The 23,581-nt window shown below is 73.0% G+C and carries 10 protein-coding genes; 4 read left to right on the forward strand and 6 right to left on the reverse strand.

The window, feature by feature from the left end; genetic code table 11:
* Window positions 1-92 precede the first annotated feature (92 nt).
* On the forward strand, window positions 93-2,933 hold the full coding sequence (locus ABZ793_RS23890; protein WP_357461018.1) for an AAA family ATPase: 2,841 nt from the start codon (window positions 93-95) through the stop codon (window positions 2,931-2,933).
* A gap of 165 nt (window positions 2,934-3,098) precedes the next feature.
* On the opposite strand, the gene ABZ793_RS23895 is transcribed toward ABZ793_RS23890, so the two are convergent.
* Genes ABZ793_RS23895 through ABZ793_RS23920 form a run of 6 tightly spaced genes read right to left on the reverse strand, consistent with a single transcriptional unit; the run spans window position 3,099 to window position 20,725 of the window.
* On the reverse strand, window positions 3,099-4,718 hold the full coding sequence (locus ABZ793_RS23895; protein ID WP_357461020.1) for an acyl-CoA carboxylase subunit beta: 1,620 nt from the start codon (window positions 4,716-4,718) through the stop codon (window positions 3,099-3,101).
* A 26-nt stretch (window positions 4,719-4,744) separates the two neighbouring features.
* Window positions 4,745-5,977, reverse strand: coding sequence for an amidohydrolase family protein (locus ABZ793_RS23900; protein WP_357461023.1), 1,233 nt, complete (start codon window positions 5,975-5,977; stop codon window positions 4,745-4,747).
* Window positions 5,978-5,991: 14 nt separating this feature from the next.
* Window positions 5,992-10,290 carry a thioester reductase domain-containing protein gene (locus ABZ793_RS23905; RefSeq protein ID WP_357461026.1) on the reverse strand — a complete coding sequence of 1,433 codons (4,299 nt, stop codon included), beginning with the start codon at window positions 10,288-10,290 and terminating at the stop codon, window positions 5,992-5,994.
* A gap of 6 nt (window positions 10,291-10,296) precedes the next feature.
* Window positions 10,297-14,697, reverse strand: coding sequence for a MupA/Atu3671 family FMN-dependent luciferase-like monooxygenase (locus ABZ793_RS23910; protein ID WP_357461029.1), 4,401 nt, complete (start codon window positions 14,695-14,697; stop codon window positions 10,297-10,299).
* On the reverse strand, window positions 14,694-19,820 hold the full coding sequence (locus ABZ793_RS23915; RefSeq protein ID WP_357461032.1) for an amino acid adenylation domain-containing protein: 5,127 nt from the start codon (window positions 19,818-19,820) through the stop codon (window positions 14,694-14,696). Before ABZ793_RS23915 ends, ABZ793_RS23910 begins: the two co-directional genes overlap by 4 nt.
* 8 nt (window positions 19,821-19,828) lie before the next feature.
* Window positions 19,829-20,725: a DUF5829 family protein gene (locus tag ABZ793_RS23920; protein WP_350711940.1), complete on the reverse strand. Its 897-nt coding sequence runs from the start codon at window positions 20,723-20,725 to the stop codon at window positions 19,829-19,831.
* Window positions 20,726-20,937: 212 nt separating this feature from the next.
* Here ABZ793_RS23920 and ABZ793_RS23925 point away from each other — a divergent pair, with 212 nt between their 5' ends.
* Genes ABZ793_RS23925 through ABZ793_RS23935 form a run of 3 tightly spaced genes read left to right on the forward strand, consistent with a single transcriptional unit; the run spans window position 20,938 to window position 23,545 of the window.
* On the forward strand, window positions 20,938-22,095 hold the full coding sequence (locus tag ABZ793_RS23925) for a beta-ketoacyl-ACP synthase III (RefSeq protein ID WP_357461036.1): 1,158 nt from the start codon (window positions 20,938-20,940) through the stop codon (window positions 22,093-22,095).
* Window positions 22,092-22,334, forward strand: coding sequence for a phosphopantetheine-binding protein (locus tag ABZ793_RS23930; RefSeq protein ID WP_350927386.1), 243 nt, complete (start codon window positions 22,092-22,094; stop codon window positions 22,332-22,334). Before ABZ793_RS23925 ends, ABZ793_RS23930 begins: the two co-directional genes overlap by 4 nt.
* Window positions 22,331-23,545 (forward strand): beta-ketoacyl-[acyl-carrier-protein] synthase family protein, encoded by a 1,215-nt coding sequence (locus ABZ793_RS23935; protein WP_357461039.1) that lies wholly within the window; start codon window positions 22,331-22,333, stop codon window positions 23,543-23,545. Before ABZ793_RS23930 ends, ABZ793_RS23935 begins: the two co-directional genes overlap by 4 nt.
* The last annotated feature ends 36 nt before the right edge of the window (window positions 23,546-23,581 follow it).

Here is a 23,581-nt window from a genome sequence, read left to right on the forward strand (position 1 = left end):
GTCGAAGACGGGAGTCGATCTAGAATGGCTGGTCCCGGGGTTACATGGAAACCAGTCGGTGGCAGCGGGTATGCGTCGGGACAGTGGTGCTGATGCCCCCGTTCGTGGGTCGTGACCCCGAACTTGCAGTCCTGCGCAGCGCCCTGGAGGCGACAGGCCGAGCCGGCGTCCGGGTCGTGGCGGTGACCGGTGATCCCGGCATCGGCAAGACCCGGCTGCTCAGCGAGTTCGGTGAGCTCGCCCGTCGCCGGGGAGCCCGGGTGGTGTCCAGTTCGGCCACCCGGGGCCAGCGGTCACAACCGTTGGCCCCGCTGCTCGACGCGCTGGTCGACTGCGACCGCTGCGCGAACCGGAAGACCGACCCGGGTGAGGCGCCGACGGGGGCCACCGCCTCGATCCAACTGGTGCGCGATCTCGTCAACCGGACGGGCGACGCGGACGCCAACAGCCTGGTCGTCCTCGTCGACGACATGCACTGGGCCGACGAGGCGACCATCGCGCTGCTGACCCAGCTCGTGCGTACCCCGTCGCCGGTGCCACTGCTGGTCGTGCTGGCCTACCGGCCCCGCCAGGCCCCGGTACGCCTGCACGCCGCGCTGGTCGGCGCGCCGGGTGACGAGTGGGTGCGGGAGGTGCCGCTCGGGCCGATCAGCGAGAAGGACGCGCAGACCCTGCTCGGTCCACAGTGCAGGACGCCGTGGCAGTGGGCGGTCTACCGACACAGCGGCGGCAACCCGTTGCACCTGCACGCGCTGGCCGCCGCCGCCACCGGGCTGTGCAGCACCGCCTCGGTGGTCGTCGGCGAGCTGCCCGTCACTCTGCGGATGAGGCTGGTCGGGGAGCTGGAAGCCACCTCCCCGCTGAGCCGCATCGTCCTCGACGCGGCGGCGGTGGCGGGAGAGGTGTTCGAGCCGGCGCTGGTCGCGCAGATCGGCCAGTGCCGTGACGCCGAGGTGCACCGTGCGTTGGACGAACTGGCCGAACTGGACGTTGTCCGCCCGGTCGCCGGTGGCCGGCTGATCAGCTTCCGGCATGCCGTGTTGTGGCGGGCCGTCTACGACGCGGTCAGCCCGGGTTGGCAGCTGGCCGCGCACGACCGGGCGGCGGCCGCGCTGTGCCGGCGCGGCGCCCCGCCCGAGGCTCTGGCCCCACACGTCGCCCGCACCGCCCGCCCCGGCGATCTGACTGCGGTGTCGATACTGCACCGGGCCGCCATGGCGGCGCAGCACCACGCCCCGGTCACCGCGGCGCACTGGCTCCGTGTGGCCCTGCGGCTGCTGCCGCATCGACCCGACCACGACCTGCGACGCGTGGTGCTGCTGGTCCGCCTCGCCCAGTTGGCCGCCGTCGTCGGTGACCTGGTGGCGAGCCGCAACGCGCTGCACGAGGCGCTCAAGATGCGCCAACGTCGCCCGACGACCCGTCGCGCCCATGCGGTGGCCCTCTGCGTCATGGTGGAGCTGTCGCTGTCCCGACGTGCCGAGGCGGGCGCGTTGGCCCGGGCGGAGCTGGCCACGTTGCCCGCCGCCCAGAGCATCGGACGGGCCATGCTCAGCTTCGAACTCGCCTGTCTGGAGTTGGCCGCGGGCCGCGCCGACGTCGCCCGCGAACTGGCCGCCGTGGCGTACACGGCAGCCCAGCGCCATCAGGCCCGCTCGGCGGAGGCCACCACGCTCGCCCTGCTGGCGGTGGCGGACACCGCCGCGCTGGACATACCGGCCGCGCGTCGCCGCCTGGATCAGGCGGTCGACCTGCTCGACGCGATGCTCGACGGCGAGTTCGTTCGCAGTCTGCGGGCCGCCAAATGGGTGATCGAGGCGGAGATACTGCACGAGCGCTTCGACGACGCGCTACGCCACCTGGACCGGGCGGTCTCCGGCGCCCAGCACAGCGGGCAGCTGCTGCTGCTGGCCCGGCTCTACGCGGCCCTGGTGGTGACGTTGCAGGTCAAAGGAAGGCTGCCGCAGGCACAGGAGTGCGCGCAGCGGGCGGCGGAGGTGGCCACCGCGGTCGGCGGGGAGCGGGAGATCGCCGTGGCCCGCATCCTGCGGGCATGGTTGGACAGCCAGGTACGGGCGACGGCGGAGACCTACCCGGAGGTGGATGCCCTGCCGGTGCTGCCCGACGGACCGTACTCGCTGTTGGCCCGCCGGTTGCTGGTGGAGATCGGGCTGGCCGGCGGGAACGTGGCCGCGTACCTGACCCGCACGCAGCTCGGTGACAGCCCCGGCCCGTCCGCTTCCGACCTGTGCTCGCAGGCCAGTTGGTGCGAGGCGATGACGCGGGCGGAACTCGCCGCCGGTCGGACCGAGGTCGCGGCGCACTGGGCCGACCGCGCCGACGCGGTCGCCGCCGTGCTCGACCTGCCAGGCCACACCGGTCTGGCCCTGCTCGCCAGGGCACAGGTGCTGGCCACCGACGACCCGGCGCGGGCGGTGGCCACCGCGCAGGTGGCGGCACGGGAACTGGCCGCCGCCGGCATGGTGGTGGACGCTGCCCGGGCCCGGATGGTCGCCGTCGGACCGCTGGCCGCACTCGGCCTGGTCGACGACAGCTACCGGGAGATCAAGGCGGTGCAGGCCGCGTTCGAGGGGTGGGGCGCGCACCGGCTGGCTCGACAGGCCGCGTTGGAGCGGCGTCGCCTCGCGGCGCGTTCGTCGCGCCGTACGGGCCGGGACGACCGCGAGGAGTCGGCTGGCCTGAACCTGCTCACGCGTCGGGAACGGCAGGTCGCCGTGCTGGTCAGCCAAGGTCTGACGAACCGGCGCGTGGCGCAGGAGCTGTTCGTGACCGAGAAGACGGTGGAGATGCACCTGGCGAACATCTTCGCCAAGCTCGGCGTGTCCTCCCGAGCGGTGGTAGCCCGTCTCATCGGGGCCACCGGGCAGCCGGTCGGTGCGGCGGTGCCGGCCGGGGAGGCGGCAGCGACCTGAGGGTGGCCCGGGCCGTCGGTGCACCCGTGGCCGGCGGCCTTCCGCCGAGGCGCCGGGTCACCCCGGACCGTCACCGCGGACGTGGCCCCGCCGCGCCGTGGCGGCGTCCCCGCCGTGGGGACTGAACACGGCGTGGTTGGCACCCCCGGCGCCAAGGGCGGCCGGTCACAGCGGGATGTTGCCGTGCTTCTTGGCCGGACCGATGACCCGCTTGTCGACCAGGGCGCGCAGTGCGCGGACGACCGTGGGTCGGGTCTCCGACGGCAGGATCAGGTCGTCGACGCAGCCGTGCTCGGCGGCCCGGTAGGGCGTGAGCAACCGGTCCTCGTACTCGTGGACGAGAACCTGGCGCAACAGCGCGGGGTCGTCGGCCTGGGCGAGGGTACGCTGGTGCAGCAGCGCGACCCCGCCCGCCGCGCCCATCACGCCGATCTGCGCGGTCGGCCAGGCGAAGCACAGGTCGGCGCCCAGCTCCCTGGATCCCATGACCGCGTACCCGCCACCGAAGGCCCGCCGTACCACGATGGTGATCTTCGGTACCGTCGCCTCGATGTAGGCGAACGCGAGTTTCGCACCCCTGCGGATGATGCCCTGGTGCTCCTGGGCGGTACCGGGCAGGTAACCGGGCACGTCGACGAGGGTGAGCACGGGGATGTTGAACGAGTCGCAGAAGCGGACGAACCGCGCGGCCTTCTCCGCGGCGTCGATGTCGATGGCACCGGCCAGGTGCAGCGGCTGGTTGGCGACCACCCCCACCGTGACGCCGTCGACGCGGGCGAAGCCGCAGATGATGTTGGGGGCGAAGTCGGGGTGCACCGGCAGCAGGTCGCCGTCGTCGACGATCCGCCTGAGCACCTCGTGCATGTCGAACGGGGTGGTGGCCCGATCGGGTACGAGCGTGTCGAGTTCCCGGTCGGCGGCGGTGGGCTCCAGCAGGGACGCCGGTGGCCAGACCGGGGCCGGGTCGAGGTTGTTGGCCGGCAGGTAGGACAACAGGTCCCGGACGTAGTCGATGGCCTCGGCCTCGCTCGCGGCGGCGTAGTGGGCGTTCCCGCTCCGGGTGGCGTGCACCGTGGCGCCGCCCAGGGCCTCCATGCTGACCCGTTCCCCGGTCACCGCCCGGATGACGTCCGGGCCGGTGACGAACATGTGCGAGGTGTTCTCCACCATGACCACGAAGTCGGTGAACGCCGGGGTGTAGACGGCCCCGCCCGCGCAGACACCCATGATGAGGGAGATCTGCGGGATCACCCCGGAGGCAGTCACCATCCGACGGGCCACCTCGCCGTACGCGGCCAGCGCCAGCACCCCCTCCTCCACCCGGGCGCCGCTGGAGTCGTTGATGCCGACCACCGGGCAACCGACGTGCAGGGCGTGGTCGAGGATCTTGCAGACCTTGGCGCCGAAGACCGCCCCCGCGCTACCACCCCGGTGGGTCGCGTCGTGCGCGTAGACACACACCTGGCGGCCGTCGACCGTGCCGAAACCGGTGATGACACCGTCGCCGGGCGGCTGCGGCCCGGCGTACCCCTCGACGTCCCGGCGGGCCAGCCGGTCGGTCTCCACGAACGAGTCGGGGTCGAGCAGCGCCAGGATCCGCTCCCGCGCGGTCATCCGGCCCCGGGCAGCCAGCCGGCGGGCGGCCCGCGGGGAGCCGGGCTGCTCCGCCTCGGCGCGTCGGCGGCGCAGCTCGGTTACCTTCTCGGCGGTGGTCGGGGCGCGCAGGTCGGCGACGGCGCCGGCCGGCCGGCCGTTGGCCCGGGCCGGCCCCGCCGCGGCGGTCATCGGCGGGTGTCCGCGCGGCGCCGGGGTCACTTGCGGGTGTCCTTGACGATCTCGCCGTCGCGGACGACGAGGACGACCCGGTCCGGGTCCTCGAACAGGTGCGGCTCGCCGAGCGGATCGAAGTCCACCGCGACGAGATCGGCCAGCTTGCCCACCTCGACCGACCCGACCCGGTCGGCGACCCGCATGATGCGGGCGTTGACCGAGGTGGCCGAGACGATCGCCGCCATGGGCCCCAGGACGCGGGCCTTGAGCGCGAGCTCCAGTCCGCGGTGGTTCTGGTCCGGTCCGATCAGGTCGGAGCCGGAGCCGACCAGCACGCCGGCCTCGCGGGCCAGCAGCATGGCGTCGATCATGCGCTGCGCGGTGTCGCCGACCCGGTCCCCGAAACCGGGAGCGAGTCCCTGCCGCGCGGAGTCGGTACGCATCGTCTCGGCGATGGCCAGGGTGGGCACCAGGTGCACGCCGTGGGCACCCATCAACGCGGCGGTGGCCTCGTCGATGCCGGTACCGTGTTCGACGCAGCCCACGCCCGCCTCGACGGCGTTGCGGATACCGGCGCCGTTGTGGGCATGCACGGTGACGTAGGTGTTGCGGGCGCGGGCCTCGGCGACGGCGACTGCGATCTCCTCGACGGTGTACTGGGTGTCCTCCAACGAGTCGGACACCGAGATGACCCCGCCGGTGACGGCCATCTTCAGGAACGACGCGCCCTGACGGAAGCACTCGCGGGCGGCTCGGCGGACCTCCTCGACGCCGTCGGCGTTGGGGGTCATCCCGGTCAGGCCGCGTACCGACAGGGGCGACGGGCCCGCCGGGGCCAGCGGCGAACCCAGCCGGCCGTGACCGCCGGTCTGGGACAGCGCGACCGCGGCGGCCCAGATCCGGGGACCGGGTACCAGCCCTCGTCGCACCGTACGCAGCACCCCGAGGTCGAGGCCACCACAGTCACGGATCGTGGTGAACCCGGCGTCCACGGTCTCACGCAGGTTGCGGAAAATGTCGGCGGCCCGTTCGGCCACCGACAGTTGCCCGTTGAGCATCGCGTGGACGTCGCTGGAGTAGCCCACGTGGGTGTGCGCGTCGATCAGCCCCGGCAGCAGGGTCAGCCCGCTCAGGTCGACCAGGTCGGCGCCGTCGGCCTGAACCCGGGTCCCCACCTGCGTGATCCGGTCGGCGTCGATCCGTACGGCCCGGTCGGTCACCGGTTCGTCGCCGAGCCCGTCGATGAGCGTGGCGCCGGTCAACAGCATGGTCATGTGAGCAGTTCCTCCTAGGCGGCGGCGGGGGAAACGGCCGGCGTCGTGCCGGGACGGTCCGGACCGGCGTTCGGCGGCGCGGGCAGGACCCCGCCCCGGGCGAGGAAACCCAGCATCCGCGCGAACAACGCGGCGTCCAGCTCCGGTGGACGGGCCAGGCCGGCCGGCAGCGCCGACCAGACGTTGTCGCAGCGCATCCGGGGCATGTCCCGGTCCGGGGTGTCGCCGAGCATCGCCATCAGCGGGGCGAGGTTGTTCGACGTCTCGTCGGCCTCGATCTGTTCGGTGAGCTGGTGGTGCCAGCGTTGCCAGTCGACGCTCGGCACCCGGTAGCCGCAGGTCCGCAGGTGGGTGAACATGTCGTTCCAGTCCAGCGGGTCGGGGTTGACGGTGTGGAAGGTGCCGCCGAGGGTCTCCGGCCGCAGGGACAGGGCGACCACGGTGCGCGCGACGTAGTCGACGCTGGCGGCGGCGAAGGCGTACCGGCGGGCGGGGGCCAGACCGAGGTCCAGGCAGCCCTGGATGACCTTGGTGACGTAGTCCTCCCGGTTGGTCGCGCCGGTGCGGCTGTCCCCGAGCACGGCACCGGCCCGGTAGACCGACACGGGTACGCCACGTTCCCGGGCGAGGCCGATGAGACCCTCGGCGACCCACTTGCTCTGGCTGTAGGCGGTGTCGTGCCCCACCGGCGGCGGGAGCGGGTCGTCCTCGTGGATCTGCCCGACGCCGGCGGCGACGGCTCCGGCGAGCACGGCCAGGGTGGAGATGTGGTGCACCGGCGTCGGCCGGCCCCGGGTGGACAACCGCAGTACCTCCTCGGTGCCGCGCACGTTCGTGGCCTTGAGGGACCGGTAGGGGCGCACGAAGTTGACCCAGGCACCACAGTGGTAGATCGCGTCGACCTCGTCGGCGAGGGCGTCGAAATCGGCCGGCGCCAGGCCGAGTCGGGGTCTGGCCAGGTCGGCGGGGACGACGCGCAGCCGGTGCGCGGGTGGCATCGGCAGGCCGTAGGAGGTCAGGGCGGCGTGCAGGCGTTCGGTGCCCTCCTCGGGGTTGGCGGCCCGGACCAGGCAGACGATCTCGGCGCTGGTCTGCCGGGCCAGTTCGGCGCAGAGGAACGCGCCGACGAACCCGGTGGCACCGGTGAGCAGCACCACCCGAGGGGGCCCGGTGCGGGCCGGCGCGTCCTCGTCAGGGGCGACCGCCGGGTCGAGGACGACCTCGGCGGCGAGGTCGGGGCCGCTGCCGCGCACCTCGATCAGCGGTCGCCCGGACACGGCGGCCTCGATCCGGGCGGCCAGCCCGGCGACGGTGGGGCTGGCCAGGACGTCGCGGGCGGTGAGCTGGGGCGCGCCGAGACGGCGTAGTTCCCGGGCGGCCTGCGTGATCATCAGGGAGTGGGCGCCGCAGTCGAACAGGTCGTCGGTGACGCTGACGCGGTCCACGCCGAGCAGGTCGCACCACACCCGCGCGACCTGACGTTCCCGTTCGTCACGGGGGCCGAGGTAGCCGTCGTCCGGTGCGTCGTCCGGGTCGACGCCGGAGGCCGAGGCGGCGGAGACGTCGGGGGCGGCGGCCGGTCCGGCGTCGGCGCCGACGGCGGTCGCCCCCGGCTCCACCCAGTACCGGCGGCGCTGGAACGGGTAGCCGGGCAGGCTGACCCGTCGGGCCGGCCGCGCGGTGTGCAGCGCCGGCCAGTCCACGCTCACCCCGGCCTGCCAGAGCCGGCCCACCGCGGCCATCAGGTGCGCGGTGTCCGGCAGCCGGTCGCGGGGGTGGCCCAGCGAGGCGACCGCGGCCGGGGTGGGGGCGAGCCGCTGTCCGGGTACCAGCGCGGTCAGCGCCCGCCCGGGCCCGACCTCCAGCAGCACCCGGTCGGGCGTGGCCAGGACGGTCCGCAGCGCGTCGGCGAAGCGTACGGGTTGACGCAGGTGACGCGCCCAGTAGTGCGGGTCGGTGGCGTCCTCGGCGCGGATCCAGGTGCCGGTGACACAGGAGACGAACGGGGTGTGCGGTGGACGCAGGTCGCACTCCTTCACCCGGGCGGTGAACTCGTCGAGCATCGGTTCGACCAGCCAGGAATGGCTCGCCGCCGGTACGTTGATCCGCCCGCAGTCCACGCCCCGGCCGGCCAGCAGCCGGTCGAGGGCGGCGACGTCGTCGTCCGGGCCGGCCACCACGGTCAGCTCCGGTGTGTTCACCGCCGCGATCGACAGCCTCTCGTCGAGCAGTTCCGCGACCTGTGCCTCGGGCAGCGGTACGGCGAGCATCCGGCCCGGGGCCATTCGGGCGAACAACTCACCACGGGCGTAGGTGACGGCGAGCGCGTCGCCGAGGGTGAACACCCCGGACAGACAGGCGGCGACGTACTCGCCGAGACTGTGGCCGAGCAGGGCGACCGGCTCCACGCCCCAGGACATCCACAGCATCGCCAGCGCGTACTCCACGGCGAACAGCGCGGTGACCACGCCGGGTCCCTCGGCGCGGCCGAGCGCGCGTCCCCGTCCCGACCCGCCACCGCCCGGGAACAGCAGCGCGGTGAGGTCGACGTCGAGCCGGTCGCGGAGCAGGGCGGCGCAGCGGTCGATCTCCTCGCGGAACACCGGCTGGCTGCGGTAGAGGTCGACACCCATGTCCCGGTGTTGGTTGCCGCCGCCGGGGAACATGAACACCGCCCGGTGGACGGACTCCGGGGCGGTGCGGGTGACCAGCCGGTGCGGGTCCTCCCCCCGCAGCACGGCCACCAGGTCGGTCAGGTCGGCGCAGGCAGCGAACCTGCGTACCGAAAAGGCATGCCGCCCGTCCTGGAGGGTGAAGGCGACGTCGGCCAGGTCGAGGTCCGGGTGGTCCTCCAGATGGTCGGCCAGCCGGCGGGTGGCGGCGTCGACGGCGGTGCGGCTGCGCGCGGACAGCGGTACCAGGTGCCAGCCGGTCGCGGGCGCCGTGCCGGCCGGGTCGGGGATGGGCGGTGGCTGTTCCAGGACCACGTGGGCGTTGGTGCCGCCGACCCCGAAGGCGCTCACCCCGGCGCGGCGTGGTCCGGCACCGGCCGACCACTCGGTGACGCGGGTCGGCACGTAGAAGGGCGACGTGTCCAGGTCGAGGTCGGGGTTGGGGGAGCGGAAGTTCCGCATGGGCGGGATCCGTCCGTGCTGTACCGCCAGGGCGGCGCGCATCAGGCCGGCGGCTCCGGCGGCGGCGTCGAGGTGGCCGATGTTGGCCTTGACGGAGCCGAGGGCGCAGAAGCCCCGCCGAACGGTGCCGAGGCGGAACGCCTGGGTGAGCGCGGCGACCTCGATCGGGTCGCCCACCTGGGTGGCAGTGCCGTGGGCCTCCAGGTAGCCGATGCTGCCCGGCGAGACCGCCGCCAGGGCGTGCGCGGCGGTGACGACGCGGGCCTGCCCGTCAACGCTCGGCGCGGTGAAACCGGCCTTGACCGCGCCGTCGTTGTTGACCGCGCTGGCCCGGATCACCGCGTAGATGTGGTCCCGGTCGGCCAGGGCGTCGGAGAGCCGGCGCAGCACCAGGGCCACGGCGCCGTTGCCCGGTACGGTCCCCTCAGCGTCGGCGTCGAAGGGCCGGCACTGCCCGTCGGGGCTGAACACCCCGCCGTAGGTGTGCGAGTAGCCGGCCTTCAGCGGCAGGTTGATCGCCACCCCGCCGGCGAGCGCCAGATCCGACTCGTAGGTCAGCAGGGACTGGCAGGCCAGGTGGGTGGCGACCAGGGAGGTCGAGCAGGCGGTCTGCACGGTGTACGCGGGGCCGTCCAGGTCGAGGAGGTACGCCACCCGGGTGGCCAGGAAGTCCTTGTCGTTGAAGATGCGGGCCAGGGGTGCCATCGCCGAACGTTGGAAGCGGGGGTTGGTGGCGAGGTTGGCCATCAGGTACTTGTTCATGAACATGCCGGCGAACACGCCGACGGCGCCGTCGGTGCGGTCCGGGGTGTGGCCACTGTCCTCCAAGGCCGCCCAGGCGGTCTCGCAGAAGACCCGCTGCTGCGGATCCATCGTCTCGGCCTCGGCGGCGTTGTAGCCGAAGAACTCCGCGTCGAAGTGGTCGGCGTCGTCGATCATCGCGCCCGCCGGAACGTACTCGGGGTCGGCGAGCAGGTGCGGGTCCACGCCGGCGGCGCGAAGTTCGTCGGGGGTGAAGCGGGTGATCGAGCCGACGCCGTCGAGCATGTTGGCCCAGAAGCCGGCGACGGTGTCGGCACCGGGTACCCGGCAGGCCATGCCGATGATCGCGATCGGTTCGACCCCGTCGGGCGGACCGCCGTCCGGGGCGGTTCCGGTGCTGTCCAGGTATGCGGTCACGGCCGGTCAGCTCCTTCGCGCCCGGCGTGATACGGCGGCGGACAGGGCGGCGGCGCGTCGCCCGGCGGCCTGCTGGGTCCCGGCCAGCGCGTCGGGGCGGTCGCCGGTGGTGGCGCAGGCGGCGGCGAGCGCGCGTACCGACGGGTAGCGGAACAGGTCCACCAGGGACAACCCGGTCACGTCGCGGGCCAACAGCCGGGCCCTGGCCTGGACCGCCAGCAGCGAGTTGCCGCCGAGGTGGAAGAAGTTGTCGTCGAGACCGACCCGGTCGCGGCCGAGTAGTTGAGCCCACACCTCGGCGATGGTCTGCTCGATGTCGGTCCGCGGAGCCAGGTAGCGGTCGGGCCCGGCGGTGTGCGGGTCGGGCAGCCGGTTGCGGTCGATTTTGCCGTTGGAGGTCAGCGGCAGCTCGTCGAGGACGGTGACGGTGGCCGGCACCATGTAGTCCGGCAGTGCGCGGGCCAGCGCGGCCCGCAGGGCAGCCGGGTCGGGTGCCGGTTTGCCGGCGCGGGCCGGCTGGCAGTAGGCGGCCAGGCTGCGGCGGGCACCGTCACCGCGTACGACGACCACGGCGGCACGGACGTCCGGCTGGGCGGCCAGCACATTCTCGATCTCGCCGAGTTCGATGCGATGGCCGTGGATCTTCACCTGGTGGTCCAGCCGACCGAGGAACTCCAGCGTGCCGTCGGGGCGCCAACGGGCCAGGTCGCCGGTGCGGTACAGGCGGGAACCGTCGGCGGCGAACGGGTCGGGAACGAAGCGTTCCGCGGTCAGCGCGGGGCGGCCGTGGTAGCCACGGGTGACGCCCGGACCACCGAGCAGCAGTTCACCGGGCACGTTGACCGGAGTGGGCCGCAGGTCCGCGTTTACGACGTAGGCGCGTACGTCGGCCAGAGGACGGCCGAGCGGCACGGTCGCGGCGACCGGCCGGTCACCGGTGACCCGCTGGGTGCTCGCCCACACGGTCGCCTCGGTCGGGCCGTACATGTTGTGCACGCCGCCACTGACCAGGCCGGCGAGGTCGGCGCCGAGCGCGGCGGGCAGCGACTCCCCACCGACGACCAGGCGGCGCAGGGCACGCAGCGCCGCGCGGGTGTCGGGATCCTCGGCCAGCACACCGGCCAGCGACGGGGTGCACTGCAGGTGGGTGACGCGGTGGCGGCGCAGTTGCACGGCGACGGGCTCGTCGGCCAACGCCACCCGACGGCGTTCCTCGCTGATGTCCCGGGCGGCCCGCAGGTGCGGTAGGGCGGCTAGGACGTGGTCGTGGTCGACCCCGAAGTCGATCAGGCAGGCGACCTCGTCCACCTCGATCGCCTTGAGCCGGTCCACCAGGTCCGCGGCGGCCTCGGGGGTGCCCAGCAGGGCGGCGGTGTCGAAGAACCGGTCGAAGGCCTGCTCGACCAGGGCGTCGAGTTCCTCCTCGGGCAGGGCGCGGAAGTCGCTGCTGCTGCCGGACACCGCGCCGAGACCGGAGAGCAGGTCGAAGGAGCTCTTCAGGTACCCGTACAGCGGCACGCGGACCAGCTCGCGCACGTGCTCGGTGTCGGTGCCGAGGAAGGTGTGCAGCATCAGGGTGACGTGGCCGGAGCCGGCGTGGCCGGCCTCGCGCCAGGCCCTGCGGTAGATGGTGATCTTCTCGCCGAGTTCTTCGACCGAGTGGCCGAGCAGGTGCGTGAGCAGCCCAGCCCCGATCTCACCGGCCATCCGGAAGGTGTCGGGGCTGCGCGCGCTGGTGACCCAGACGGGCAGTTCGGGCTGCACCGGTGGCGGGTACACGCGCACGCTGACGTGGTCGCCACCGGGACGCGGACGGCTGACCGTTTCGCCCCGCCAGAGCCGGCGTACCTCGTCGATGCCCGCCAGCATCAGGTTCTTCCGGTCGGCGTACCGCTCCGGAGCGAGGACGAAGTCGTTCGGTTGCCATCCGGAGGCGACCGACATGCCGACCCGCCCGCCGGAGAGGTTGTCCACCACGGCCCACTCCTCGGCGACCCGGAGCGGGTCGTGCAGCGGTACGACGACACTGCCGGCCCGGATCTGCACCCGTTCGGTGATGGTGGCGATGGCGGCGGCGGTGACCGACGGGTTCGGGTAGAGCCCGCCGAAGTCGTGGAAGTGCCGTTCCGGGGTCCACACGGCGGTGAACCCGTGCCGGTCGGCGAAGCGGGCGCCCTCGACGAGCAGCCGGTACCGGTTGTCGGCGGCGCCGCCCTGGTCACCGCCGAAGTAGAAGAGGCTGAAGTCCATCGGCCGGGCCTGCACCTCGGCGGGCACCGGGGCGCCGGTGGCGGTCGCGGCGCCGGAGGTGGGTTCGTCACCCCGGACGACGACCTCGAAGCCACGGGTGAGGGTCCACAGCAGCTCCAGCACGGAGATGTCGAAGGAGGCGCTGGTCACCGCCAGCCAGGTCGGCCCGATCGGGTCCCGGCCGCCGTCGGCGTCCGGACCGAACTCGCGGTCCATCCCCGCGAAAAAGGTACTCACGTTGCGGTGGGTGACCAGCACACCCTTGGGACGTCCGGTGGATCCGGAGGTGTAGATGACATAGGCCAGGTCGTCGGCGCGCGCCGGCCCGGCCGCCCCGGTCGGTGCCGGGTCGGCGGGTGGGGTGCCGGGGGCGACGGTGGTGACCGGCAGGCCGCCCAGCCGGCCGGCGAGGTGGTCGGTGGTGACCACCACCCGGGCACCGGAGTCGGCGACCATGAAGGTGAGCCGGTCGGCCGGCAGGGCGGCATCCAGCGGCAGGTATGCTCCGCCGGCCTTGAGGGTGGCCAGCAGGGTCACCACCAGGTCGGTGCCGCGGTGCAGCAGGACACCGACCGGCACGTCCGCGCCGACGCCGTGGCCGCGCAACGTGGCGGCGAAGCGTTCGGCGCGCTCGTCGAGTTCGCGGTACGTCAGCCCGGGCTGGTCGCCGGGGCCGGCGTCCCGCACGGCGACCTGGTCGGGGGTGCGCCGGGTCTGCGCGGCGATGAGGTCGTGGACGAGCACGTCGGTGCGGCGTTCGACGCCGGTGGCGTTCCACTCGGTGAGCAGCTGGTGGCGCTCGTCCGGGGTCAGGACGTCGAGCTGGCCGACCGGGGTGTCCGGACGGGCCAGAGCCGCGGCGAGGACCTGACGGAAGCGGGCGGCCATCCGTTCGGCGCTGTCGGGATCGAACAGGTCGGTGCTGTACTCCAGGCGACCAGTCAGGTCCGGCCCGCGCCGGGTGAGGGACAGGGTGAGGTCGAACTTCGCGGTGGCGGTGTCACCGGGGACCGGGGTGACCGTGCAGCCGGGCAGGGCCAGCCCCGCCGCGTCGGTGTCGTGGTAGCTGAACAGCACCTGGAACAGCGGGTTGTGGGCCAGGTCCCGGCTCGGGTGCAACTCCTCGACGAGCTTCTCGAACGGCAGCTCCTGGTGAGCCAGGGCATCGCGGGTTTCGTCGCGGGTCCGCTCGACGAGCTGCCGGAAGGTCGGGGCGCCGCTCAGGTCGATGCGCTGGACCAGGGTGTTGGCGAAGAAGCCGACCAGTGGCTGGATCTCGGGGCGTTGCCGGCCCGCCACCGGCGAGCCGACGACGACCTGCGCCGTACCGGTGTGGGCCCGCACGACGATGGCGAAGGCGGCCAGCAGCACCGCGAACGGGGTCGCGGCGGCCTGCCGGGCCAGCGCGGTCACCGTCCCGGTGACATCGGAGTCGAAGCGCAGGTCCAGGTGCGCGCCGCGGTAGGTCTGCGTGGGCGGGCGGGGCCGGTCGGTGGGCAGGCTGGCCAGCAGCGGTACGTCGGCGAGCCGGTCCCGCCAGTGGTCGACGAGCCGGTCGAGGGTGGCACCGGTCAGGTGACCGCTCTGCCATTCGGCGAAGTCGGCGTACTGGACGGGCAGGTCGGGTAGCTGCCGCCTGTTGTAGGCGGCGGTCAGTTCCCGCTCGATGATGGAAAGCGACCAACCGTCGCAGACGATGTGGTGGACGGTGAGGCACAGCCAGTGGTCCTCCGGGCCCAGCCGCAACAGGGTGGCCCGCAGCGGCGGGCCGTTGACCAGGTCGAAGCGGGTACGCGCCTCGGCCCCGGCCAGCGCCTCGGCCTCGGCGGCGTCGGCCACGTCGAGCACGGCCAGGGGTGTCTCCGCCGGTGGTAGCACGACCTGGCGCGGCTGGCCGTCCACCGCCCGGAACACGGTACGCAGCACCTCGTGCCGCCGTACCACCGTGGTCAGGGCCTGCCGCAGGGCGTCGATGTCGAGTCGGCCACGGATGCGGTAGCCCAGCGGGATGTTGTAGACGGGGTTGTCGGGGGTGAGCTGGTCGAGGAACCACAGCCGTTGCTGCGGGTAGGACAGCGGGTGGCTGCGCTGGGCCAGCCGTCGGGTCAGGTGTTGGGCCAGCAGGGCCCGCCGCGCGTCGGTGCCGGTGTCACTCATCGGTCCGCCTCGTTGTCCGCGAAGTCGTGCAGCAACTGGTCGACCTGCTCGGGGGTGAGTTGGTCGAGGTTCTGCAACAGGTCCTCCATCTGGTGCCAGTTACCGGCTGCGATGCCGCCCGGCCCAGCCGCACCGCCGTTCGGCGTACGGGTGTCGAGGGCGGCGACCAGATCGGCGACGGTGGGGGTCCGCAGGAAACGGGCCAGTGCCACGTCGGTGCCGAACGTCTCGTTCACCCGGGCCACCAGCCGCATGGCGAGCAGGGACTGCCCACCGAGGGCGAAGAAGTCGTCGTCGAGGCCGACCTGGTCGAGCCCGATCAGGTCGGCGCAGATCGCGGCGACGGTCCGCTCGGTGTCGGTTCGTGGTGGACGGAAGGCCACCCGCAGGCTGATGCGTTCGACCTCGGCGGCGGGCAGGGCCGCCCGGTCGAGTTTGCCGTGCTCCGTGAGGGGGAGGGCGGCCAGGGACACGTACGCCGCGGGCACCAGGTAGGGCGGCAGCCGCTCGGCGAGCCAGGCCCGCAGGTCCGTGGCGCTCGGCTCGGCCTGGCCGGCTGCGGGAACGACGTAGGCGACCAGGCGTCGACCGGCCTGGCTGTCGACGACGACCGCCGTGCCGGCCACCGCAGGGTGGTCGAGCAGGGTGTTCTCCACCTCGCCCGGCTCGATGCGGAAGCCGGAGATCTTGACCTGGCTGTCGATCCGACCGAGGAACTCCAGTACCCCTCCGGTGCGCCAGCGCACCACGTCACCGGTGTCGTAGAGGCGGGAGCCGTCGGCGTCGAACGGATCGGGGACGAACCGCTGCGCGGTCAGCGCGGGCCGGCCGGCATAGCCCCGGGCAAGACCGGGACCACCGAGGTAGAGCTGACCGGGTACGCCCTCGGGCACCGGGCGCAGCTCGTCGTCGAGCACGTACGCGGTGGTGTTGGCGATGGGTCGGCCGATGGGTACGGAGGTGGCCTCGTCGGGCAGGTCGGTGATGTGGTGCACCACGGCGAAGGTGGTGGTCTCGGTGGGGCCGTAGCCGTTGAGCAGCCGGGCCGGGGCGTGCGGGCTGCGCAGTAGTTGACGGATGCGGACCGGGTTCAGCGCGTCCCCGCCGACGAGCAGGTTGGTCATGGTGGCGAAGCTGTCCGGCCGATGCGCCATGACCTCGTTGAACAGGGCCGAGGTGAGGAACATGGTGGTGATGGCGGACCGACGCAGCTCGTCGCCCAGGTGACCCGGGCTCAGGATGGTGTCGCGGGGGATGACGCAGACGGTGCCGCCGTGCAGCAGGGCGCCCCACACCTCGAAGGTGATCGCGTCGAAGGACGCGTCGGCGACCTGGGCGATGCGTTCGTGCGGGCCGAACCGGACGAAGTCGGTGCCGCAGACCAGGCGCAGGATCGCGTGGTGTGCGACGGCCACTCCCTTGGGTCGGCCGGTGGAGCCGGAGGTGTAGAGGACGTAGGCGGCGCTGTCCGGGCGGGCGGGGGACTCCGGGACGGCGTCGAGCTGGTCCTCCGGCCCGGCCTGCGGGTCGTCGCCGGTGACCACGTCCACGTCGTCGGTGGGCAGCAGCCCGGCCAGGTCGGCCCGGGTGACCACCACGCGGGCCCCGGAGTCCGCCAGCAGCCAGCGCAGCCGTTGCGCTGGGTAGCCGGGGTCGAGCGGGACGTACGCGCCGCCGGCCTTGAGGACGGCCAGGAAAGCGGTGATCAGGTCACTGCCGCGTTCGAACAGGACACCAACCGGGGTGTCGGCGCGGACACCCCGGCGGCGCAGCAGCCGGGCCAGCCGGTCGGCGCGGGCGTCGAGGTCGGCGTAGCTGAGGGTCTGCCCGGCGGACTCGACGGCGGGGGCGTCCGGTCGCCGGGCCACCTGTTCGGCGAACAGTTCGGGCACGGTACGGTCCGCTGGGAAGGCGGCGGCGGTGCGGTTGTACGTGTGGACGATCCGGTCCTGCTCCGCCGTGTCGAGCAGTGGCAACCGGCCGACCGGCTGGTCGGGGTCGGTCATGGCCGCGTCGAGCAGCCGGATGTAGTGCCCGGTCATCCGTCGCATGGTCGACGCGTCGAACAGGGCGGTGGCGTACTCCCAGATCAGGGTGATCGCCGCGGCGTCGTCGCGGTGGCCGTGCCCGGCGTGCTGTTCCGCGCGGGGCAGGACCACGATGTTCAGGTCGGTCTTGGCGGTGCCGTTGTGGCGTTCCAGGACGGTGCCGGTCAGCCCGGCGAAGCTCAGCCGCGGCATGGGGGAGTCGTGGAAGCTGAACATGGCCTGGAACAGCGGGTTGCGGGACGGGTCGCGCACCGGGTCGATGGCCTCCACCAACCGGTCCAGCGGCACGTCGGCCCACTCGTAGGCACGCGCGGCGCGGGTGTGCACCCGGCGGACCAGATCGGTGAAGCCGGGACGGCCGGACAGGTCGACGCGCAGCGGCAGGGTGTTGACGACCATCCCGATCATGCGTTCGGTCTCGGCGAGCCGCCGGTTCGCCACGCCACTGCCGATGATCATGTCGTCCTGGCGGGCGTAGCGGCTCAGCAGGGCGGCGAAGCCGGCGAGCATGGTGGCGTAGAGGGTGACCCCGTGCCGGCGGCTGTACGCGCGCAGCCGCGCACACAACTCGCCGGCCAGGTCGATCCGCAGTGACGCGCCGGTGAAGCTCTGGGTCAGCGGGCGAGCCCGGTCCAGGGGCAGCGCCAGCTCGTGCGGTGCGCCGGCCAGTTCCCGGGTCCAGTGCGACAGGTGCCGGTCGAGCGCCTCGCCCCGCATCCACCCGCGCTGCCAGAGCGTGAAGTCGCGGTAGCGGCAGACCACCGGCGGCAGGTCCGGCTCCCGACCGGCGGCGTAGCTGCCGTAGAGGGCGGTGAGCTCGTCGATGAAGACGGCGAAGGACCAGCCGTCGTGGACCAGGTGGTGTTCGACGTGGACCAGGGTGTGGTCATCAACGGCGTGCCGGATCAGCGCCCACCGGGCAAGCGGTGGGCTGGCCAGGTCGAATGGTTCGCGCAGGTACTCGGCCACGGTCTGCTCGGCCCGCTGGCCGCGCTCCGGCTCGTCGTACGCGGACAAGTCGACCACCGGGAGATCGATGGCGCAGTGGGCCGCGGTGCGTTGCTCGGGACCGTCCGGACCGGCGACGAAACCGGTACGGAAGATGTCGTGCCGGCGGATGATCTCGTTGAGCGCGGCCCGTAGTGCCGCCCGGTCGAGCTGCCCGCGCAGCCGGATGGTGGCCTGGGCGTGGTACGCCCGGTTACCGGGGTCGAGTTGGTCGAGGAACCAGATCCGCTCCTGGGGCAGGGACAGCGGCACGACCGCGTCGGGTGCGGCCGGGCGCAGCGGCGGTGGGCTGGGTGCGCGCTCGGTGTCGTCGGCGTCGTCGAGCGCGGCGGCCATGGCGGCGACGGTGGGGGATCGGTAGATGACCCCGACCGGCAGTTCAGCACCGAGCTCGGCGCGGACCCGCGCGGCGAGCCGGCCGGCCATCAGCGAGTTGGCGCCGAGGGCGAAGATGTCGTCGTGCACGCCGAGGCGCTGGTCGGCCGGCGCGGCGTCCGTGGCGCTGGTATGGCCGAGCAGGTCGGCGACGAACCCGGCGAGGAGCTGCTCGGTGCCGGTGCGCGGGACGGCGACGATGTCGGTGAGGCCGGCACTGGCCCGGTCGGGTTCGGGCAGGGCGGACCGGTCGATCTTGCCGCTGACGGTCAGCGGCAGCGCGTCGAGGGTGACCACCACGTCCGGCACGAGGTACGCGGGCAGCCGTTCGGTGAGGTAGGCGCGCAGCTCGGTCGGGTCGTGGTCGCTGGCGGCGTACCCGACCAGGCGGGTGCCGTCGCCGGAGCCCCGGGCGACCACGATCGCGTCGGTGACGGCGGGATGCCCGGCCAGCACGGCCGTCACCTCGTCCGGTTCGACCCGGTGCCCCCGTAGCTTGATCTGGTGGTCGATGCGGCCGACGTAATCGAGGGTGCCGTTGGGGTGGCGGCGCACCTGGTCGCCGCTGCGGTACCCGCGTGCGCCGGGCGGACCGTCCAGGTCGGGGACGAACCGCTCGGCGGTCAGCGCGGGCCGGGCATGGTAGCCCCGGGCGACGCCGGCTCCGCAGATGACCAGCTCACCGACCTCGCCGTCGGGTACCGGACGGCCGTCGGGGTCGACCACGGCGACGTGAACGCCGGTGACCGGTACGCCGATGGACGGTCGTCGGCCGTCGGCGTGCACCTGTGCCAGGGTGGCCCAGACGGTGGCCTCGGTGGGGCCGTAGGCGTTGTACATGCGCCGGCCGGGAGCCCAACGCCGCACCAGCGACGCGGGGAGCGCCTCACCGGCGCAGATCAGCACGGCCAGGTCGGGCAGGGGCTCGTCGGGCAGGACGGCCAGTACCGACGGGGGCAGCGTGAGGTGGCTGATCCGGCGCGTCCGCAGGGTGGCGACCAGGTCCGGTCCGGGGGCGATGGCGGCCCGGTCCGCCAGGACCAGGGTGGCACCCGTGGCCAGCGCCATGGTGGTCTCGAACACCGAGGCGTCGAAGCTGGACGGGGCGAACTGGAGGACCCGGTCGCCGGGGCCCACCCAGAACGCGTCGGTCTGGGCTCGGACCAGGTTGGCCAGGCCGCCGTGACTGATCAGGACTCCCTTGGGACGTCCGGTGGACCCCGAGGTGTAGATCGAGTAGGCGAGGTGCCGACCGGTCGGCGGCTGCGGCGGCGGATCGGGTGTCGGCCCGGAGTCCGCCACCGCCTCGGCCGGGTCGACGCGGCGTACCCGCCCGGCGGGCAGCCGATCCATCGTGGACCTCGCTGCGACGACCAGGCCCACGCCGGAGTCGGTGAGCATGTAGGACAGCCGCTCGGCGGGGTAGGACGGGTCGAGCGGCACCCAGGCGCCGCCGGCCAGCAGGGTGCCGAGCATCGTGACGACGGATTCGATCGACCGGTCCAGGGCGATCCCGACCGGTACGTCGGGCCCTACGCCGTGGCGGCGCAGGTGGCGTGCCATGCCGTGGGCGTGCGTGGCCAGTTCGGCGTAGCTCAGCGACCGGTCGGCGGACTCCACCGCGATCGCGTCGGGGGTACGGGCGGCGTGTGCGAGGACCGCCTCGTGGAACAGCACAGAATCGCCGGGCATCGACGTACCTATCCTCCGGCCGGTGGGGTGAACGTCCAGTGGGCGGTGCCGTCCTGCCGTAGGACCAACCGCGAGGTGCGGCCGAAGACGAACTCCTGGTGCCGCTGCGGTGCCTCGTGCAGGTCCGTGGTGATGTCGAGAACCCCCTCGGGGGCGGTGGCCGAGCCGACGAGGGTGATGTCGACGCCCGGGCCGGTGATCCGGTACGTCGGGCCGGTGTCGGAGGCGGCATCACCGGTGAGCCCGGACGGGGCGGGCGTGAGCCGGTAGCCCATCGCGGTGAGCGCGTCGGCCATCCGGGCGGCCCGCTGCGGGCGGGCCCGCAGGGTGACCGCGGTGATGTCGCGCAGCCACCGCCGGTCGTGGGTCCCGGCGCCGAAGGCCGCGTCGAGGTAGCCGCTGCGCAGCAGCTCCCCGTCGGGTCCCCGGCGGGCGGAGACCGAGTCGAAGTACTCCCCGGTGACCTCGTTGAGGAACATCAGCAGCGGGCTGTCCTCGCCGAGGTCGACCCGAAGCATGTGGTACCAGGGCCTGGCCTCGCCGGTGTCGGCGCTGCTGCGGTGCACCAGTTCGTAGCGACCGCCGGGGCCGGCGTCCAGCACCTCCCGGGCCCGCTGCACAGAGCCGGGGTGTTCGAAGGAGAAAACCAGCCCGCCGGTGAGGCGGTGCGATCCGGGAAGCGCGCCGTCGAACAACTCCAGCAGGGTGTTCTCGCCAGCCACCCCGAGTGCCGAGTACTGCCCGGCGACCGAGCTGGTGACGTTCTTCGGTTTCACCCGGGCGAACTGTTCGCGCAGCATGTCGCAGGCGAATATCTCTTGGAAGGTGACCCCGTCGAGCAATACCACGACGTGGTCCAGTAGTGGGGCGGAAATGGCGTGCGCATGGCCCTGCGCGAATGGCACGGCGATTTCCTCTCGTCGTTATACGGACGCTCCACCATGGGATTAAGGCGTGATCAGCCTAATTTCGCCGCCGGTCCTTCGAGTACTGGGGGAAACCCCACCGGGCAGAACCTAGGGGGCGCGGTGCGGGTGTCGCGGTGTTAACTGGCTACTGGCTGGAACTCAAAGAGATGCAAGGGATTCAATATGAATCTGCCTGTTCGGCGGGTACCGTGACGACCCGGTCGGCCGTGCTCGCCGGGGTGGGTGGCTGGGTGCCGCCGCGCGTGGTCACCAATGCGGACCTCTCCGCAAGACTGGACACCTCGGACGAGTGGATCCGGTCCCGTACCGGCATCGCGCAACGCCACCTCGTCGATCCCGGCATGTCCACGGCGGACCTGGCAGTCGAGGCCGCCCGGCGGGCCCTGGCCTCCGCCGGGACGCCCGGCGTCGACGCCGTCGTGGTCGCCACCATGACGCCCGACCGGTCCTGCCCGGCCATCGCACCCGAGGTCGCCTCCCGACTGGGGCTGACCGGGGTGGCCGCCTACGACCTGAGTGCGGTCTGCAGCGGGTTCGTCTACTCCCTGGCCACCGCCGCCGGCCTGATCGCCACCGAACTCGCCGACCAGGTCCTGGTCATCGGCGCCGATGCGCTCTCCAGCGTGACCAACCCGGCCGACCGCACCACCGCCGTGGTCCTGGCCGACGGCGCGGGGGCGGTCGTGCTGCGCGCGGGCGGACGCGCCGAGCCCGGCGCACTCGGCCCCTTCGACCTCGGCAGCGACGGAGACGGAAGCGACCTGATCCAGGTGGCTGCCGGTGGAGCCCGGCAGCGACTGTCCGGTCGACCGACCGAGCCGGCCGACTTCTACTTCACCATGGACGGACGCGAGGTGTTCCGCAACGCGGTCACCCGGATGGCTGCCTCGTCCCGCACCGTCGTGCGGCGCGTCGGCTGGCAGCTCGACGAGGTCGACCGGGTGGTCAGCCACCAGGCCAACATCCGCATCCTCAGCGCCCTCGCCGACGAACTCGATCTAGACCGCAAGCGAATCGTGTCCAACATCGACCGGGTCGGCAACACCGGTGCCGCCTCCATCCCGCTGGCCATCGCCGACGCCGACGCCACCGGCGTGCTCACCGCTGGCGATCGAGTCCTGCTCACCGCCTTCGGCGGAGGCCTGACCTGGGGATCGACGGTACTCGTCTGGCCCCGGTTGCGGCCCGTCGAGCGGCCGGAAGATCCACCGAGACCCGCCGCCGCGACGGACCCGGCCAGCGCCAGGACGGACCCCGCCCCGGCACTGCACCAACCGACGTCCGAGCCGTCGATCATCGGCCCGGCCACGCGGCGACCCACGGACCACGAGGAGCGTGTGACATGACCGACGTCTACCAGCAGATGGTGGAGATCCTCACCACCCGCTTCGAGACGGAGCCCGACGAGATAGGTCCGGACGTGACCTTCGAGGAACTGGACCTGGACTCGCTGTTCATGGTGGAACTGGCCCTGGTCCTGCAGAAGGAGTTCAACATCAGGATCGCCGACGAGGACGCCACGCCGCGTACCACCATCGGCGCGCTCGCCGGCGTCATCGAAGCCTCGTTGGCCCGCGCGGCGTGACCGGGATGGAGACCGCCGTCACCGGCCTGGGACTGGTCACCCCGGGCGGGATTGGCGTGGCGCGGACCTGGCAGACGGTCTGCGCCGGGGTCTCCACGGCGACCCACGACCCCCACCTGGCCGGTATACCCGTCGACCTCTCCTGCCGGGTGCCCGACTTCGACCCGCGCGCCGCACTCGGCCGCCGCCACTGGCAGTACGACCCGATCGTGCAGTTCGCGTTGGTGGCGGCCCGGGAGGCGGTGGCCGACGCCGGCCTCGACCCCGCGACCTGGGACGGCGCCCGGGTCGGCGTGGTGATCGGCTGCGGTATGTGGGGGGTGTCCACCACGACCGCCCAGCATGGCGTCCTCGCCGCCGAGGGGCCGCACCGGGTCTCCGCGCTGACGCTGCCGATGATGCTGTCCAACATGGCCGCCGGCCACGTCGGCATGGACCTGCGCGCGGGCGGTCCCAACCTGGTCACCGCCACGGCCTGCGCCTCCGGCAGCACCGCCATCGGGATGGCCCATGACCTGCTGCGCAGCCGGACCTGCGACGTGGTGGTGGCCGGAGGCACCGAGGCCGGCATCACCCCGCTCGTCGTCGCCGGGTTCGCGCAGATGGGAGCACTGTCGAAGCGCGCCGACCCGACCGCGTCCCGGCCGTTCGACGTCGGCCGGGACGGCTTCGTTCTCGGTGAGGGATGCGGCCTGCTGGTCCTGGAACGCGCCGAGGACGCCGCCGCCCGGGGTGCCCGGGTACGGGCCCGGCTGCTCGGCTTCGGCGCCAGCGCCGACGCGTACCACCCCACCACCCCCGATCCAGAGGGCCGTGGTGTCGAGCGGGCCGTGCGCGTCGCGCTAACCGGAGCCGGTCTCGTACCGGGCGACGTGGACCACGTCAACGCGCACGCCACCGGCACGCCCGCCGGTGACCTGGCCGAGGCGCGGGTACTCCACCGCCTACTCGGCCCGTCGCCGGTGGTGACCGCGAGCAAGGGGGCCCTCGGCCACGCCCTGGGTGCCGCCGGTGGGATCGAGGCGGCCCTGACCGTGCTGGCGGTGCAACACGGTCTCGTCCCGCCGACCGCGAACCTCGACGAACAGGACAGCGCCGTCGACCTGGACGTGGTCACCAAGGCAGCCCGAGAGCAGCGCATCGAGGTTGCCCTCAGCAACTCGTTCGGCTTCGGCGGCCAGAACGCCGTCCTGGTGCTGGCCGCCGCCTGACACCACACGTCGCCCGGCGGGCACCTGCCGGGCGGA

Origin of the sequence: Micromonospora sp. NPDC047465 (assembly GCF_040643125.1) — a bacterium.
Lineage (GTDB): Bacteria > Actinomycetota > Actinomycetes > Mycobacteriales > Micromonosporaceae > Micromonospora.